The 16,136-nt window shown below is 31.0% G+C and carries 19 protein-coding genes; 1 reads left to right on the top strand and 18 read right to left on the bottom strand.

Features of this window, described 5'->3' with window-relative positions; translation table 11 throughout:
- Positions 1 to 93 precede the first annotated feature (93 nt).
- Entirely contained in the window at positions 94 to 1,320 is a 1,227-nt protein-coding gene (locus tag B5S50_RS14820) for a D-alanyl-D-alanine carboxypeptidase family protein (RefSeq protein ID WP_065079319.1), read from the top strand.
- A gap of 39 nt (positions 1,321 to 1,359) precedes the next feature.
- Here the strand turns inward: B5S50_RS14820 and B5S50_RS14815 are convergent, their stop codons facing one another.
- From B5S50_RS14815 to minC, 18 genes are all read right to left on the bottom strand, one after another.
- Positions 1,360 to 2,259: an RluA family pseudouridine synthase gene (locus B5S50_RS14815; protein ID WP_217302189.1), complete on the bottom strand. Its 900-nt coding sequence runs from the start codon at positions 2,257 to 2,259 to the stop codon at positions 1,360 to 1,362.
- A 484-nt stretch (positions 2,260 to 2,743) separates the two neighbouring features.
- Positions 2,744 to 3,124, bottom strand: a complete 381-nt coding sequence (locus tag B5S50_RS14810) for a RidA family protein (protein WP_065078836.1) — start codon at positions 3,122 to 3,124, stop codon at positions 2,744 to 2,746.
- A 78-nt stretch (positions 3,125 to 3,202) separates the two neighbouring features.
- Complete coding sequence (yqeK, locus tag B5S50_RS14805; protein ID WP_065078837.1) at positions 3,203 to 3,778, bottom strand: bis(5'-nucleosyl)-tetraphosphatase (symmetrical) YqeK; 576 nt, start codon at positions 3,776 to 3,778, stop codon at positions 3,203 to 3,205.
- 29 nt (positions 3,779 to 3,807) lie between these two features.
- A complete protein-coding gene (gene nadD / locus B5S50_RS14800) occupies positions 3,808 to 4,419 on the bottom strand; it encodes a nicotinate-nucleotide adenylyltransferase (protein WP_065078838.1) in 612 nt (203 codons plus the stop codon).
- Positions 4,420 to 4,445: 26 nt separating this feature from the next.
- Positions 4,446 to 5,720 (bottom strand): GTPase ObgE, encoded by a 1,275-nt coding sequence (gene obgE, locus B5S50_RS14795; RefSeq protein ID WP_065078839.1) that lies wholly within the window; start codon positions 5,718 to 5,720, stop codon positions 4,446 to 4,448.
- 170 nt (positions 5,721 to 5,890) lie between these two features.
- Positions 5,891 to 6,193 carry a 50S ribosomal protein L27 gene (gene rpmA, locus B5S50_RS14790; RefSeq protein WP_013237408.1) on the bottom strand — a complete coding sequence of 101 codons (303 nt, stop codon included), beginning with the start codon at positions 6,191 to 6,193 and terminating at the stop codon, positions 5,891 to 5,893.
- A 4-nt stretch (positions 6,194 to 6,197) separates the two neighbouring features.
- Complete coding sequence (locus B5S50_RS14785; protein WP_065078840.1) at positions 6,198 to 6,524, bottom strand: ribosomal-processing cysteine protease Prp; 327 nt, start codon at positions 6,522 to 6,524, stop codon at positions 6,198 to 6,200.
- Positions 6,525 to 6,526: 2 nt separating this feature from the next.
- Positions 6,527 to 6,841, bottom strand: coding sequence for a 50S ribosomal protein L21 (gene rplU / locus B5S50_RS14780; protein WP_013237406.1), 315 nt, complete (start codon positions 6,839 to 6,841; stop codon positions 6,527 to 6,529).
- Between the two features lie 133 nt (positions 6,842 to 6,974).
- Positions 6,975 to 8,414, bottom strand: a complete 1,440-nt coding sequence (locus tag B5S50_RS14775; protein ID WP_065078841.1) for a ribonuclease E/G — start codon at positions 8,412 to 8,414, stop codon at positions 6,975 to 6,977.
- Positions 8,415 to 8,438: 24 nt separating this feature from the next.
- Complete coding sequence (locus tag B5S50_RS14770) at positions 8,439 to 9,155, bottom strand: TIGR03936 family radical SAM-associated protein (protein WP_217302188.1); 717 nt, start codon at positions 9,153 to 9,155, stop codon at positions 8,439 to 8,441.
- A complete protein-coding gene (locus B5S50_RS14765) occupies positions 9,124 to 10,977 on the bottom strand; it encodes a TIGR03960 family B12-binding radical SAM protein (RefSeq protein ID WP_065078843.1) in 1,854 nt (617 codons plus the stop codon). Before B5S50_RS14765 ends, B5S50_RS14770 begins: the two co-directional genes overlap by 32 nt.
- A gap of 123 nt (positions 10,978 to 11,100) precedes the next feature.
- Positions 11,101 to 11,952 (bottom strand): M50 family metallopeptidase, encoded by an 852-nt coding sequence (locus B5S50_RS14760; RefSeq protein ID WP_065078844.1) that lies wholly within the window; start codon positions 11,950 to 11,952, stop codon positions 11,101 to 11,103.
- A gap of 18 nt (positions 11,953 to 11,970) precedes the next feature.
- Positions 11,971 to 12,333 (bottom strand): endopeptidase, encoded by a 363-nt coding sequence (locus tag B5S50_RS14755; protein ID WP_065078845.1) that lies wholly within the window; start codon positions 12,331 to 12,333, stop codon positions 11,971 to 11,973.
- A 273-nt stretch (positions 12,334 to 12,606) separates the two neighbouring features.
- On the bottom strand, positions 12,607 to 12,978 hold the full coding sequence (mgsA, locus tag B5S50_RS14750; RefSeq protein WP_065078846.1) for a methylglyoxal synthase: 372 nt from the start codon (positions 12,976 to 12,978) through the stop codon (positions 12,607 to 12,609).
- Positions 12,979 to 12,990: 12 nt separating this feature from the next.
- Positions 12,991 to 14,112, bottom strand: a complete 1,122-nt coding sequence (gene rodA, locus B5S50_RS14745; RefSeq protein WP_065078847.1) for a rod shape-determining protein RodA — start codon at positions 14,110 to 14,112, stop codon at positions 12,991 to 12,993.
- A gap of 77 nt (positions 14,113 to 14,189) precedes the next feature.
- Positions 14,190 to 14,456, bottom strand: coding sequence for a cell division topological specificity factor MinE (gene minE / locus B5S50_RS14740; RefSeq protein WP_013237398.1), 267 nt, complete (start codon positions 14,454 to 14,456; stop codon positions 14,190 to 14,192).
- Positions 14,457 to 14,470: 14 nt separating this feature from the next.
- The gene (minD, locus tag B5S50_RS14735) at positions 14,471 to 15,268 is read right to left on the bottom strand and encodes a septum site-determining protein MinD (protein WP_065078848.1); all 798 of its coding nucleotides are present in this window, start codon (positions 15,266 to 15,268) and stop codon (positions 14,471 to 14,473) included.
- 234 nt (positions 15,269 to 15,502) lie between these two features.
- Positions 15,503 to 16,135 (bottom strand): septum site-determining protein MinC, encoded by a 633-nt coding sequence (minC, locus tag B5S50_RS14730; RefSeq protein WP_065078849.1) that lies wholly within the window; start codon positions 16,133 to 16,135, stop codon positions 15,503 to 15,505.
- Between the last annotated feature and the right edge of the window lies 1 nt (position 16,136).

Raw genomic sequence — 16,136 nt, 5'->3', positions numbered from 1 at the left:
ATAATTTAAATTATTGACAATTTAAAAAAATTATGTCGCATATATATTATTTTTTTGATATAATATTTAGGAATTGTCCTAAAGGAGGAAAAAATGAAAAGAATAGTCACATTTGCACTACTGTTTTTGCTTATTTGTTCTAATAATCCCTATGGAGTAGTTCATGCTAAAGAAATGCCTCCTCCTGTTTCAGCTGATGGCGCTGTAATTTTGGATGCAGCTACTGGCCAGCTTTTGTATTCTAAAGACCCAGATACTGCGTATCCACCAGCATCCACTACCAAAATAATGACTGCACTTTTAACACTTGAAAATACAAATCTAAATGATAAAGTTATAATCGGTAAAAATCCACCAAATGTAGATGGAACTAGAGTTGGACTCTGTGAAGGTGAGCAATTAACTGTAAAGGATTTGCTATATGGTTTACTGCTAGCTTCAGATAACGATTGTGCAGAAGCACTAGCAGAACATATAGGTGGTACTATGGATAAGTTTGTAGCTAAGATGAATAAAAGGGCTAAGGAACTTGGAGCTAAAAATACCAATTTTGTAAATCCTACTGGATTATTTGATGAAAACCATAAAACCTCAGCAAGAGATTTAGCTCTAATGATGAGAGCACTATCTAAGCATCCTGAATATTCTAAGATAGCTACTACTATATCTTATACTATCCCAGCTACCAACAAATCCCCACAGCCAAGGGAAGTATGGAATGAAAATAAATTGATACAAAAACAATCCACCTATTATTACAGTGGATGCCTAGGCGGTAAAACAGGATATACCGTACAATCATTTCACTCCTATGTATCTACAGCTACAAGAAATGGACAACAGCTTATAGTGGCACTAATTCACGATAAAAATAAAACTTTTTTCCCTGACGCAGTAGCTTTATTTAACTTTGGATTTAACAATTTTACCTTTACCAAGTTATACCAAAAAGGAGCTTTAGTCACAACTTATAATAAAGATGGACTTTCTATTCCACTGATTGCTGCTTATGATTTTTACTATATCAAAGCTAAGGATGATACAAATGTACCTCAGGTAACCCTAAAGGATAAAAACTTAATGTTTAGATTCTTTAAAAAGGGAGATATAGTTGATGAAGCTTCTATATCCTTTGAAGGAAGAGAAATAGGAAAATTAAAGCTTGCAAGCAGCATAACTCATGGTGAAAAACAAGTATTAAATTCTAACAATATGCAAAAAATTATTATGAAAAATAAGTATTTACTCGCTGTACCACCTATCATTATAATTTTAGCTGTTGTATTTGTGTTGAAAAGACGTGTATTCTCTAATAAATAATTATATTAAAATAAGCTGAAACTTAAAATACATAGAGTTTTAGCTTATTTTTTCTATTAATTTTAGAATATCTTCTGGGATAGCAGTTTCTAGCTCCAATATCTTATTTCCTCTAGGGTGTGGAAATTTAAGCCTATAAGCATGAAGTGCCTGCCTATTTATATACATACTGTCGTTCTCTTTTCCATACAATGTATCTCCATAAAGAGGATGACCTAAATAACTTAAATGTACCCTTATTTGGTGGGTTCTTCCCGTTTCTAACGTAAGCTTTAATAACTGATCATTCTTAAAATCCTTTATTACCTTATAGTGAGTAATGCTTTTCTGTCCTCTTTCATCTATAATTCTTCTTATGTCTTCTCCTTCTTGTCTATATATTGGCAAATCTATAGTTCCTTCATTTTCTTCCATCTTTCCATGAATGACAGCAATATAACTCTTTTCAAATTCTTCACTTTTCATGTCTCTTGCCAGAGCCATATGAGCAAATTGATTTTTTCCAACTATTATAAGACCTGAAGTATCCATATCCAATCTACTTACTAATCTTACTATACAATCTTCTCCCTTCTCCTTAAAATAATACATAAGTCCATTAGCCAAAGTACCTGAAGGATAACTTCTTGTAGGATGCACCACTATACCCGGTCTTTTATTTACAACTATCAGATCATCATCTTCGTATGCTACTTCTATATCCATTTTATCAGGCTCTACATTTTGAGACTCCTCTTTTACAAGGTTTAAAGATATACTTTCCCCTGACTTTACTATATGGTTTAATTTTACCCTTTTATTGTTTATCTCTATCCTTCCACTCAAGGCCGCCCCTTTTATAAGTCTGCCTGAAAGTTTTTGAACTCTTTGCAGGTAGTATCTCAATTTCAATCCTTCATCTTTTTCATCTACTATAAATACTATCTTATTTTCTTTCATATAACTTTTCCTTTCTGCAGCAAACTGCTAAATACAATTAAGAATTAATTGTTAAGAATTAATTGTTATGGATGATTTTCTTTCGTTAAAACTCCAAAAAATCTAAAATATAATGCTGCTGATGCAATCTTAAATTAGAAACCCTATATGTAAATTTTCTAGCTTAAAAATCAACTTATACTCCGGATATTTTTTCAACATTCAATTATAGGGTTAATGATATATAGTGGTTCTAATTGAAATTTGAACTTATACATAAAATATACTGACAAAATTGAAATCACATTTAAAAACTTTTCCATAAGTCTTAGCAAGGTATTTTAGAAAATCTTAGGAGCTTATATATGTCTGAGGTACGAGTTTATATAATCTCCTTTAGATTTTCAAAATACCGAACTTTAGACTTATTAAAAGTTTTTAGCGTGATGAAATTTGTCAGTATATTGCTTAGTATAAATCAACTTTCAAACTAGAAACTCTACAATTAATCAACTAATGCTATTACTTCTACTTCAACCAATGCATCTTTTGGAAGCTTTACTTCTACACAAGATCTTGCAGGCATATCCTTTTTAAAGTATTTTGCATATACTTCATTTACAGCTGCAAAATCTGACATATTTTTTACATATACGGTAGTCTTAATAACTTTATCAAAACATGTTCCTGCTTCTTCTAGTAAAGCTTTTATGTTTTCAAGTGATCTCTCTGTTGCCTTTTTAATGTCACTTGAAACTAATTCTCCTGTAGATGGATCCAGTGGAATTTGGCCTGATGTGAATAAAAAGTTTCCAACCTTAACAGCCTGAGAATAAGGTCCTACAGCCCCTGGTGCTTTTTTTGTGCTTATTATTTCTTTTTCCATTATAAAAAAACCTCCTAAAATAAGCTTAAAATTTTTAATATACTAATTATAGCGTATTTATTCGCATACAATTAGAATTTATTTATGAGCTTTTTTAAAAACCAAATAATTTCTGCCGCTAATTGTATTTACATGCAAGAGTTGTCCCCTATCAATTACAACTTTTATAGTATTATTAAAGGCATCTAAGAGTGCAGTATCTAGATCTGTAAACGCCTCTTCTCTAAGTATTGCTACTCCTGGAAAATTTCTTAAAGGCTCTATGTAATCTGCAATATACACTATCTTTTCTAAAAGATTCATATCTTTCTTACCTGTAGTATGACAAGCTACTGCACTCAATATTTCCTCATCATAAATCCCCATAACATTTTTTGCTATCACTGCAGCAATATTTCCATGGAGAAGTTGAGGATTTAATGCACTTACTTCATCTATAGGAACCTGATTCTCATGTGCCATAGACAACATTTCATCATTTGACATGTGCTTAGCACAATCATGAACAAGTCCTGCTGTACTTGCCTTTTTAACATCCGCATGATAAAATTCAGCTAACTTTATTGCCGTATCCTGTACACTCAAACTATGCTCATATCTGTTTTTCTTCAGCTTCTCATTTAAATATTCTTTGATCTGTTCTTCACTCCACATCCCTTATCACTCCAAAAAATTATTTAATTTCATTTATAAAGATTATGTTGTTTAATAATGTCATAAACACTCTCGGGAAGAAGATAACTCACATTTCTGCCCATTTTAATATTTTTTCGTATATCTGTAGAAGAAATATCAAATAGAGGAGCATCTAAATATATAATTTTAGTAGAATACTTTTTTTCTACTTTTTCTTTCTGTTCTTTTATGTTTTGTGCAGTAAAATCTGGAAACCCTGGCCTATTAAATACTATAAATTGGCACAACTTAAATATATCCTCTACCCTGTTCCAATTTTCAATGTCCATTAGACAGTCTACTCCCGTTAGGAAATACCATTTGGTTTTCCTTTCAGCTTTATTAAAATGTTTTAAGGTATTATACGTATAGCTTAAATTAGGTTTATTTATTTCATATTTACTTACAGAGAATTTACTTTCCGTACCTACAGCTGCCTTTACCATCTCGTATCTCAAAAAAGCACTTGTTACATCTTTGTTCGCTTTGTGGGGAGGATTACCTGTCGGTATAAATACAATATTATCTACTCCCAATCTATATAAAGTTTCATAAGCTATATGTATATGTCCATTGTGTATTGGATCAAATGTTCCCCCAAAAATAGCTTTTTTAACCATCTATTTTCTCTCCATTTATTTTTTTATTACATTACATAATCAAATTCAAAATCATTCAGCTTAACTACATCCCCATCTTTAATTCCCATATCCATTAATTCCTGCATAACTCCTTTGTTTTTAAGTACCTTATAAAAATATCGTAATTCGTCAGGATCATTTACATTTACGCTTCCAAGTAACCTATCAACAAAGCTTCCTTCCACTATAAAAGTATTTTCTTCTTTTCTTATGGTATAAGTAAATTTCTTTTCTTCAGGTACAAATTTATCTTCTTCATTTATTTCAATATTTTCTACAGGTATAGTACCTAGTATCCTAGCAGCTTCCTTCATAAGTTCTTTAACACCCTGTCCTGTAGCTGCAGATATTTTAAATACCCTGTCATATCCTAACTTGCCAACTTTTTTTCTAAAGTTTTCAAATAATTCATTGTCATATAGCATATCTGATTTGTTTGCAGCAATTATCTGAGGTTTATCCCAGAGTTTCACATCGTACTTTTTTAATTCCTTATTTATTTTGGTAAAGTCATCGAAAGCATCTCTTCCTTCAATTCCTGATATATCTACTACATGTATTAAAAGCCTTGTCCTTTGGATATGTCTTAAAAATTCAATTCCAAGACCTACTCCTTCTGCTGCACCTTCTATTATACCCGGTATATCTGCTATTACAAAACTCTTTATTCCTGAAATATTAGTTACCCCTAGATTAGGGGACAATGTTGTAAAATGGTAATTTGCAATTTTAGGTGTAGCCTTAGTCACTATAGACAAAAGAGTAGATTTACCTACATTTGGAAATCCCAAAAGTCCTACATCCGCCAGTAACTTAAGTTCCAATGATATATATCTTTCTTCTCCTGGCATTCCTGGCTCAGCAAAATCTGGTGCCTGCCTTACAGAAGTTGTAAACCTCACATTTCCTCTTCCGCCTCTTCCACCTTTTGCAACTATGCATTTGTCTTCAGGATGGGCAAGATCTGCCATTATTTTATTCGTTTTCACATCCCTTACAACTGTTCCCATAGGTACTTTTATGTAAAGATCTTTTCCATTTCTTCCAAAACACTTAGATCCTGCTCCATTTTCACCTTTTTCTGCACGATATTTTTTCCTATATGCAAAATCCAAAAGTGTAGTACTTTCTGTATCTGCTACAAGTATAACATCTCCGCCTTTTCCACCATCTCCACCATCTGGTCCTCCAAAGGCTACATACTTTTCCCTTCTAAAAGAAATGGATCCATCTCCACCATCTCCAGAGGTTACAAATATTTTAGCTGTATCTACGAACATGCCGCTCACTTCCTTTCAAAAGTTAATTATATTAAATTAAAAAATCACTTTATTCTAAATTTTATTATTCCCACAGATAAGTAAGTAATTCACTCTAACCTCAGTATACAACTTTTTTCTTAAAATAAGGAATTTTAAAAAAGCACCCTCATTAGGGTGCCTTAATAATACTATTCAGCTGCTAATTCTTCTAACTTTAAAGGATATACGCTGGCCTTCTTTTTAGTCTTTCCTACTCTTTCGTATCTAACTACACCATCTATCTTTGCAAATAAAGTATCGTCAGATCCTCTTCCAACGTTAGTTCCAGGATGAATTTTTGTTCCTCGCTGTCTAACTAATATGTTTCCAGCTAAAACAAACTGTCCATCAGCAGATTTAGTACCTAATCTCTTGGATTCACTATCTCTACCATTCCTTGAACTACCTACTCCTTTTTTGTGGGCAAATAGTTGAAGATTCATAATTAACATAAAATTACACCTCCTCTACCTTTACATTTATATATTCACCAAAATTAAATTCAATACTTTTCAAACCAAGTAACATAGTTTCCATAAGCACCTGACATTTTAAAATGTCATCCTCTTTCATATCTTTTAAAGAAAAGCTTAAAAATCCATCCTTTATAGAGTACTTTAATTTAAGCTTTAACACTTCTGTTATTCCTATTACAGTAGTTTGAGATATGGCAGAAACAGCACTACACACCATGTCATACCCCTGGTTGACTGACTCTGCATGGCCTTTAAGTACAACTGAAACCAAATTACAGGATTTCCTTTTAAAAAATGCTTCAATCATAATTACGCATCAATTTTTTCAATTTGTAATTTAGTGTAAGGCTGTCTATGTCCCTGCTTCTTTCTGTAATCCTTTTTAGCCTTATACTTGAAGACTATAACTTTTTTAGCTTTTCCCTGTGCCAATACTTTAGCACTTACTTTAGCTCCTTCAACTACAGGTTTTCCAATAACTACACCTGCGTCATCTTTACCTACTACTAAAACTTTGTCAAGTTCAACTGTTGAATCAACTTCAGCATCTAATTTTTCAACATATATAACGTCTCCTTCTGAAACCTTATACTGTTTTCCACCAGTAGCTACAACTGCATACATTTAAAACACCTCCTCAATCCAGTCTCGCCTAAAAGGTATATAGAAAATCCATTCTTTCTATAATTTATAAAACCTTTTTTGAGCGGTCTACAGATGTCATTTTAACACATATGTTATTGTTTGTAAAGTTTTTTCAATTTACTTTAAACTCTTTCAGATGCTCTATCTGGCTCATAAACTCAAGTGGTTCTATCTTATAAGATACTTTCTTTTCATAAGTAATATATATTCTCTTGTCCCCAGCACCTATGCCTTTTATGAACCTATCCATATTATTTTTAACATCCTTTTCATAAGATACATCTATCTGTATGTGAAAATCTTTTACATTCCTGTCACAACTTATATTTGAAATTTCATTTCTTATGAGAACCATCATATAAGATAGTTTTATTTTTTTTCCTGTTCCATCACAGTACCTGCAATCTTCCTCTATATAATCATATATTGGTTTACCCTGTCTTTTTCTAGCTATCTGCACTAGATTTAACTCTGTAAAAGGGTATACAACAACCTTACTTTTGCTATTTAAAAAACCAGCTTTAAGTTTGTCCATAACCTTTTTCTTATCTACCTCATCCTCCATATCTATAAAATCTATTAATATTATTCCACTTAAATTTTTAAGCACTATTTGCCTTGCAATTTCTTCTGCCGCTTGCAAATTAGTTATAAATACTGTTTTATCCATTTTATTATTTCTTATGTTTTTACCCGAATTAACATCTATTACAAACATAGCTTCTGTTTTATTTATAACTATATATCCACCACAATTTAATTCTATTCTATTATCTCGTAAATTTAATATTTCATGTTCCATATTATAATGAGACAGAAGAGTTTTTTCACCCGTATACAGTTCTAGGTGTGCATTTACATTGCATACACCCTTTAGAAAATCCTCTATATATTTATAATCCACATCATTATTTACATATATCTTTAAATTACTGTCCCACAATCTATCTCTAAGTACTTCACCAAGTGCACCCCCACTATCAAACATGAGTTCAGGCTTTAGAGCATACTGAGCTTTATTTTTTAACTTATTATATATATCATTCAACTTATGTATTTCTTTGTTTATAAATTCTGATGGAATATTCTGGGCATCGGTTCTTATCATTACCCCAATACCTGATGGTATTTTTATTTTCTCCAGTATAAGCTTCTTAAAGGATTCATCCTGTATTTTTTGTGAAAACTTCATGCCTTTGCTAAAATTACTTAAAACACAATATTTACCTGGTAAGCTTATAATTTTGATAACTTTAGCTCCTTTTCTTCCATAATCTTCCTTTGTGACCTGTACCAAAATTTTTTCACCTTTTTTTAAGTTAAGATTTCTAAATTTGCTATCCATATACATATAGGCATTTCTCCTGCAGTTTATATCTATAAAAGCACATTTTATAGCTGGTACTACATTTTTAACTACACCTATGTACACTTCTCCCGGGTAAGCATTGCCCTTTTCTTCCTGAATGTGGCATTCCTTTAGAATACCATTATCCTTTATAGCAATTCTCAAAAAACCTTCCACACTTCTTTCAACAAATATTTCTTCCAAACCATAGTTCACCTCTCCTTCAGGTTAATATAAGTCTGATACATACTCATATAATGGGAATAACTTATTTTGTCTTCTCCCATATACTTCTTCTCTCATTATATCAATAAAACAATCTTTATCAGAATTTTCCGTATTGTCTTGTATAAAACTTGATAAAAGTTCTGGAGATAAATTTTCTACACTTCCACAACTTATCACAGTTTCTAATCTAAGCTTATTTTCAAAAACATCATAGTCCAATTTTTTTACTAACTTTTTTATATCTACTTCTTTCTCTCCCTTCTTGGTCTTCTTTATTGTATTCCAAGTTGGGCATTTCATTAAGTTTTCCATATTTTCTTTAAGCTTACTTACATCTTTATATTTTATGTTAATTATATACTTAGCTGCATTTATTTCTGCCATGGATTTAAACACTTTTTTATTTTCTACATTTTTTACCTTATCTACCCTTAACACTTCTATTCCACTAGGTGCACTTTTATTTAATTTTTCTTTAATATGATCTTCTAAAACTTCTTCTTCAAAATATAAGTCCATATATTCTCCGCAGGAATAAACTCCTACAGCTAGAGGCTGTGCTATAGACATATTTATATGTGGATTAAATCCCTTAGAATATTCTACAGGAAGCTCTGATCTCTTTATCATCCTCTGTATGGTTCTCAATAAATCAAGGTGCCCTATAAATCTTATACTATGTTTTTTACTGAACTTTATTAAATACTGCGCCCTCAAAGCATTCACCTCCTAAATTAACATTAACTCCACAATTTTTACATCCCAATCTACAATCTGGAGTTACTTCAGCCTTTTTAGCTCTTTCATTTTCTTCTATTAGGAATTTCTTATTTACTCCTATATCTATGAAATCCCAGGGAAGTATTTCTTCATAACTTCTATTTCTATAAGCATAAAAATCCCCATCTACATTACATTCTTTAAAAGCTTCTTCCCATAAATCAAAATTGAAATACTCCGACCAACTATCAAACTTAGCTCCTTTTTCGTAAGCTTTAATAAGTACTTCACAAAGCCTTCTATCTCCCCTTGCAAATACAGCTTCCAAATAGCTTAAAGGACTTTCATGCCAATTATATACTATATGTCTACTGCTTATGGAAGATCTCAATTCTCTAATCTCTTCTTTAACATCTTCCATTTTTATTTGAGCCGTCCACTGAAATGGTGTAAAAGGCTTTGGTACAAATATGGAAGTACTAACTGTTACTTTTAATCCTTTTTTTCTTTTATCCTTAGGTACTTTGAAATATTCATCCACTACTTTTTGGGATAAATGTGCAATTTCCTTTACATCTTCCATAGTTTCGTAGGGAAGCCCTATCATAAAATACAACTTTATTGTAGACCATCCAGACTCAAAAGCACTGCTTACAGAATCCATCAAATTTTTCTCTGTAACACCCTTATTTATTACATCTCTCATTCTCTGACTTCCTGCCTCTGGTGCAAAAGTAAGTCCAGTTTTCCTAACCTTTTGTATTTCATTTATAAGTCCTACAGAAAAAGAATCTATTCTAAGTGAAGGCAAGGATAACCCCACTTTGTCTTTTTCATGTTCATTTATAAAATTAACAACTAAATTTTTTAAATCTGAATAATCACATATGCTCAAAGAAGTAAGTGATACCTCTGAATATCCTGTACTTTTTATAAGTTTATCTGCTGTTTCTAAAAGTTTAGATGTTTTTTTCTCCCTTACAGGTCTGTATATCATACCTGCCTGACAAAACCTACAACCTCTAGTACATCCCCTAAAAGTCTCAAGAGTTATCCTATCATGTACTATATCTGTATAAGGCACTATAATTTTATCTGGATATTCCACATCATTAAAATTTTTGATTATCCTTTTAGTAATCTTAGGTGGCACATCATCATAAAGCGGTTTAAATTCTCTTATGGTTCCATCTTCATTATAGTTTACATCATAAAGAGAAGGCACATATATACCCTCTATATGGCACACCGCCCTTAAGAACTCTTTTTTTCTTCCTCTATACTCTTTGTAAAGATCCATAATCTCGTTCATCTGTTCCTCAGATTCACCTAAAGCAAACATATCTGCTATATCAAAGAGAGGCTCAGGGTTATAGGCACAAGGCCCTCCACACATAATTATAGGATCTTCTTCTCCTCTATCAGAAGCTCTAACAGAAAGTCCAGCCAAATTTAACATATTTAAAATATTAGTATAACTCATTTCATATTGAAGAGTGAACCCTATAAAATCAAAATTCTTTATAGGATCTTTGCTCTCAAGTCCATAAAGTGATATATTATTTTTTCTCATAAGTTCTTCCATATCAGGCCAAGGTGCAAATACTCTTTCACAATAAGTATCTTTTCTTTCATTTAGTATGTAGTAAAGTATTTTCATACCAAGGTATGACATTCCAACTTCATATACATCCGGAAAGCAAAATGCATATCTAATATCTACTTCATCTTTATTTTTTACATAGGAATTCATTTCCCCTCCAATATAGCGGGCAGGTTTTTCCACTTTAAATAATATATCATCAGAAATTCTATTCATTAAAAATCCTCCTCTTAGGTATCATTCCTATATTTTAGCATAACCAAAAATAATTTAAAATATATAAACCTAAGGCAAAGACAAAATCTATACAATCTTGCTCCTTCCTTAGGTTAAAAAGTATTATTTATCATTTAATATTTCAATAAATTTTTCTAGAGTTATATTTCCATATAACTTCAACCCTTCTATAATCTCTTCTTCATATATTGTATCCATTAAATTCATCTCATCATCTAAGACCATAAATGTATTATACTTATTCTTATCAAACAACCCCATAGCTGTAAGCAAATCCTGTCTATAGTGTATTGATAAAGTTCTATTTTCAATATAACCTCTCTTTATAAATTTATATCTTTTTCTAATTATATCACCCATAATTATATATGATATCCTTTCATTTTCCCTTAAAGAAGTAGTAACTATAAATATCCCTATTATTCCTATACTAAAATTGCTATATCCATTTAAAAATAAGAGAATGTACATAAACATAAGTGCTATTCCAATAAATATACTTGTTATTATCATAATTCTATTTGCTTTTCTATAAGTCATTTTTAAGTTTAGAATACTTCTCAATATTCTTCCCCCATCCAAAGGAAAAGCCGGTATTAAATTAAATAATCCTATAGCTAAATTTATAGAGAAGAGCATATAGAAAATGCTTAAATAAAAATTTTTATATGCAAAATAAAAAACTGCACTAAAGATTAAATTAGCTGCAGGACCAGAAATTGAAATTATTAAATCCTCTCGTGGAAATGCTTCATCTAGATCCTTAAGTTTTATAACTGTCCCTATTGCTATAAATTCTATGTCAAACCCAGAAAATTTATAATATCTAGCAACTAAATAATGAACCATTTCATGGAAAAAAACTATAATAAAAGTATAAATAAGTTTCCCTTTATACCCTATGAAAATCAGGAATATCACATATGGTATAAAATATTTACTTATTTTAATCACAGAAATACCTCTTAAAATTTATTCTTCTTCATTTACTCTAATTCGATTCATTACATTTTCAGCCCCGTTTTTAATATCATTTATATTTATATTTTTGAGTTGAGTTTCTATTTTGCTATAATCATAATTTTCATCCACAATTTCCTTAGAATAACTATATACACTTTTAGTCTGTGGAGTCTGTATAATTTTACAAACTATAACGAATGCAAATAACACTAAAACTCCTATTAGATCCCTTATAATTCTCTTGACCAAATAATTACTCTTTTGAAAAAAGAAACCCCCACTACTTCTCATTCTATCATGGTGCGGTGAATAATTGGCTCTTCCTTTTAAAGAATTATAATAATTTTGGTATTCCGAATCATAATTTCCCAATATAGATTCCCCCATTTAAAATGATACACATAATTATATATATTTAAGGGGCGACCTATTTATTACTTAAGCATACTTTCAATAATTAAAAATTAATAGTTAAGAATTAATAGTTATGGATGATTTTTTTCCGTTAACACTTCAAAAAATCTAAAACATAGGCTATTGAAGCAAAGCTCCAATAGCCTATGTTTTAAATGTAACGTAAAAGAATCCACATTAACTATTAATTCTTCATTCTTAACTATTAACTAAAAAAATATAGCTTGTCTATTAATTATGTGACTTTAGTGCTTTTACAAAAACTTCTGCAGAACCTAGATTAGTAGCTAGAGGAACACAGTGAACATCACAGATTCTAAGCAATGCAGCAATATCTGGTTCATGTGGTTGTGAAGTTAAAGGATCTCTTAAAAAAATAACTATATCCATTTCTCCCTGTGCCACTTTACTTCCTATTTCCTGGTCCCCACCTAAAGGTCCTGAAAGAAATCTATTAACTTTTAGACCTGTCATCTCATTTATAAGTTTTCCTGTAGTTCCTGTAGCAAAAATCTCATGGCCTTCAAAAACATCTCTATATCTTTTTACAAAATCTACTATATCATCTTTCTTTTTATCATGTGCTATAAAAGCAATTTTCATATAAATTCCCCCTTAAAAATTAATTTTTTTCCTTCTCATACCTATGTTCAAAATTAAGGCTATTTCTATAAATGCTGCAAGCAGTGAACTTCCACCATAACTCATAAAAGGCAATGTTATACCTGTTATAGGAAGTAATCCTATAGTCATACCTACATTTTGAAAAATTGAAAATAACATCATTGAGGCTATTCCTACACATACTATAGATCCAAAAATATCTTTAGCTTCCCTTGATATTTTTATAAATCTATAAAGTATAATAACATAAAATACTATCAAAGCTAAAGCCCCAACAAGTCCCCATTCTTCTCCAACTACAGAAAATATAAAATCTGTATGTGCCTCTGGTACATATCCTCCTGATATCTGGGTTCCTTTTAAGAATCCTTTTCCCCAAATTCCACCTGAACCAATTCCTATTTGTGATTGAGTAACTTGAAGTGAATAAGACATTTGATATTTTTCGGGACTAAATAGGGATATAATTCTCATTTTTTGATATTCTTCTATAATAGGTGTATTTAAAGCTATAACTATTAAAATAGTTAATGCTAAAAGTCCTCCTATTAATACTCTTAAATCCAATTTTGCAATAAAAACTATTCCAAGAACTGCAAAAAAACATACCATTGTCATTCCCATGTCAGGCTGCTTTACAATTAGAGCCATAGGAATAAGTGGATAAATCATAAGCTTGATAAAATTTTTTACATTGTTTATGTTTCCTTCCATATCCTCTAGTTTTTTTGCAATCATTAATATAATTCCTATTTTTGCAAATTCAGAAGGCTGCATGCTAACAGGACCGATTTTAATCCATGATGAAGCTCCATTAACTGTAGACTGAAATGCCGGTATACAATTTATTATAAGTAGAAACACACCAAACCAGTATATTATACCAACATAACCTTTTATCACAGAATAATCTACTAGAAGTATAAAATAAGTTAGTACAAGCCCTACAGCCGTATAAATAAGCTGCGATTTTAAAAAATGAGTTCCATCACTCATATGGGAGGCACTATAAATATTTAAACTTCCAAAGATACATATAATTATGGCAGTAATTAGTATAGGAAAATCAAATTCCCTTAAAAGTTTCCTGTTTATGACAAATTTTTCAAGCATTTTATATATCCCTCCAATGCAACTATAATGATTATAACACAGGAACATAAAAAAGCTATGCATAATTTATACATAGCCTATTTATTATACTTAACCTTTTTTATAGGTATACTGGCCACAAGTGCTGCTGAATTTCCCGTTAATTCCTCTGAATTTGTCATTTTTACATCTATTTCAGAACGATCTATCTCCATATACTTTGAAAGTACTTTAAGTATATCATCCTTTATATTGTCTAATACTTCCTTTGACATATCACATCTGTCGTGTATTAGTATTAATCTCAATCTTTCTTTAGCTACATCCTTGGAAGATTGCCTAGAGAACATCTTAAACAAGTCCATTCCCCACTACCCCCTTATTTAATACCAAATAGTTTCTTTATTGACGAAAATAATCCTTCATGGCTAGTATTCAAATCCATAAGAGGCACTTTTTCTCCCGTTATTCTTTTAGCTATATTTCTAAATGCTTGTCCTGATAATGATCCACTGGTCAATACTATAGGTTCACCCTTATTCGTAGAAATAGTTATATTTCTGTCATCCGGCACTACTCCTATAAGTTCTATAGCCAAACTGTCTAATATGTCATTTACATCCAGCATATCCCCATTTTTAGTCATTTCATAATTTATTCTGTTTACTATAAGTTGATGCTTTTCAATTCCCTTAGCATCTAACTTTCCAACGACTCTGTCAGAATCTCTAACCGAAGTAACTTCAGGATTTACTACAACTAATGCCCTATCTGCCCCTACTATTGCATTTTCAAATCCATGCTCAATTCCTGCAGGACAATCTATAATTACGTAGTCATATTCACTTTTTAATTCTTCAATTAAATTTAGCATATCTTGGGTACTTATATCATCTTTATCTCTTGTTTGTGCTGTAGGCAAAAGATACAAGTTTGGTAATCTTTTATCCTTTATAAGAGCCTGCTTTAACCTACACTTGTCTTCTACTACATCAAGTATAGTAAATACAATTCTATTTTCAAGTCCCATAAGAACATCTAAATTTCTAAGTCCTGTATCTCCATCTACTACTACTACACTTTTATTCAAAGCAGCTAATGCAGTACCTATATTTGCCGTAGTAGTAGTTTTTCCAACTCCACCTTTGCCTGATGTTACTACAATTGCTTCTCCCATCTATACTACCTCCATCAAATAAATTTATTAGGTAAATCTCCCTTGATATATGAACGTATACAATTAACTATAATCATCTAAGCAATAAAACCATCTATAGAATATTATACTAGACATAACAAGAATAATCCAGAATATTATTCAGTACAATTTATACCAATTATATAGCTTTAAGGTTACTAACAAAGAACTTCAGCACAAAATGAAGCTGAAGTTCTTACTAACTATGAGATATCAAATAAACTTATTTGGCAAATAGGGTTCTACTATTATTATATTTTCCCTAATCTTAGCTACTTCTGGATACTGGGGTTTAATATTATCCTCTGGTGATCTGGTAACTATGTCTGCAATTTGAAGCATTTCCGGCTGCAAACAAATTGAAGCAACTATAGCTTTTGAATTTCCCCCAAATCCAGCATGGGCATATCCATGAAGTGCTCCAAAAACTATTATATTCCCCCCTGCATATATTTCAGAACCTGCATTTACATCTCCAATTACAACTATATTTCCCGAATAATTTACTATTTGACCACTTCTAACCGTCCTATGCAAAAATTTAGTTCTTCCTTCGTAAATTCCCGAAAATACTTTGCTTGGTTTTTCACTGCTGTCCTCAAATATACAATCCTTTATGAGAAATTTTTCAAACAATATATTTTTAAGTTTATTAAATTGCTTTTCATTTACACTCTTTAATTCCGTTGTTATTTTTAGAGTGCATCCCTTATAAAACATTTTCCCAGTTGAGAGCCTTTTAATTAAACTTTCAAGCATTTCATCAAAATCTTTAAAACCATTATTATTTATAATTATATTTATTCCATCTCTATTGCCCTTAATTATTATATTATTATTCCTCATA

Source organism: Clostridium sp. 001 (genome assembly GCF_019056555.1).
Taxonomy (GTDB): Bacteria; Bacillota; Clostridia; order Clostridiales; family Clostridiaceae; genus Clostridium_B; species Clostridium_B ragsdalei.
Note: the sequence above shows the minus strand (reverse complement) of the source record. Positions and strands in the feature narration are given on the sequence as shown.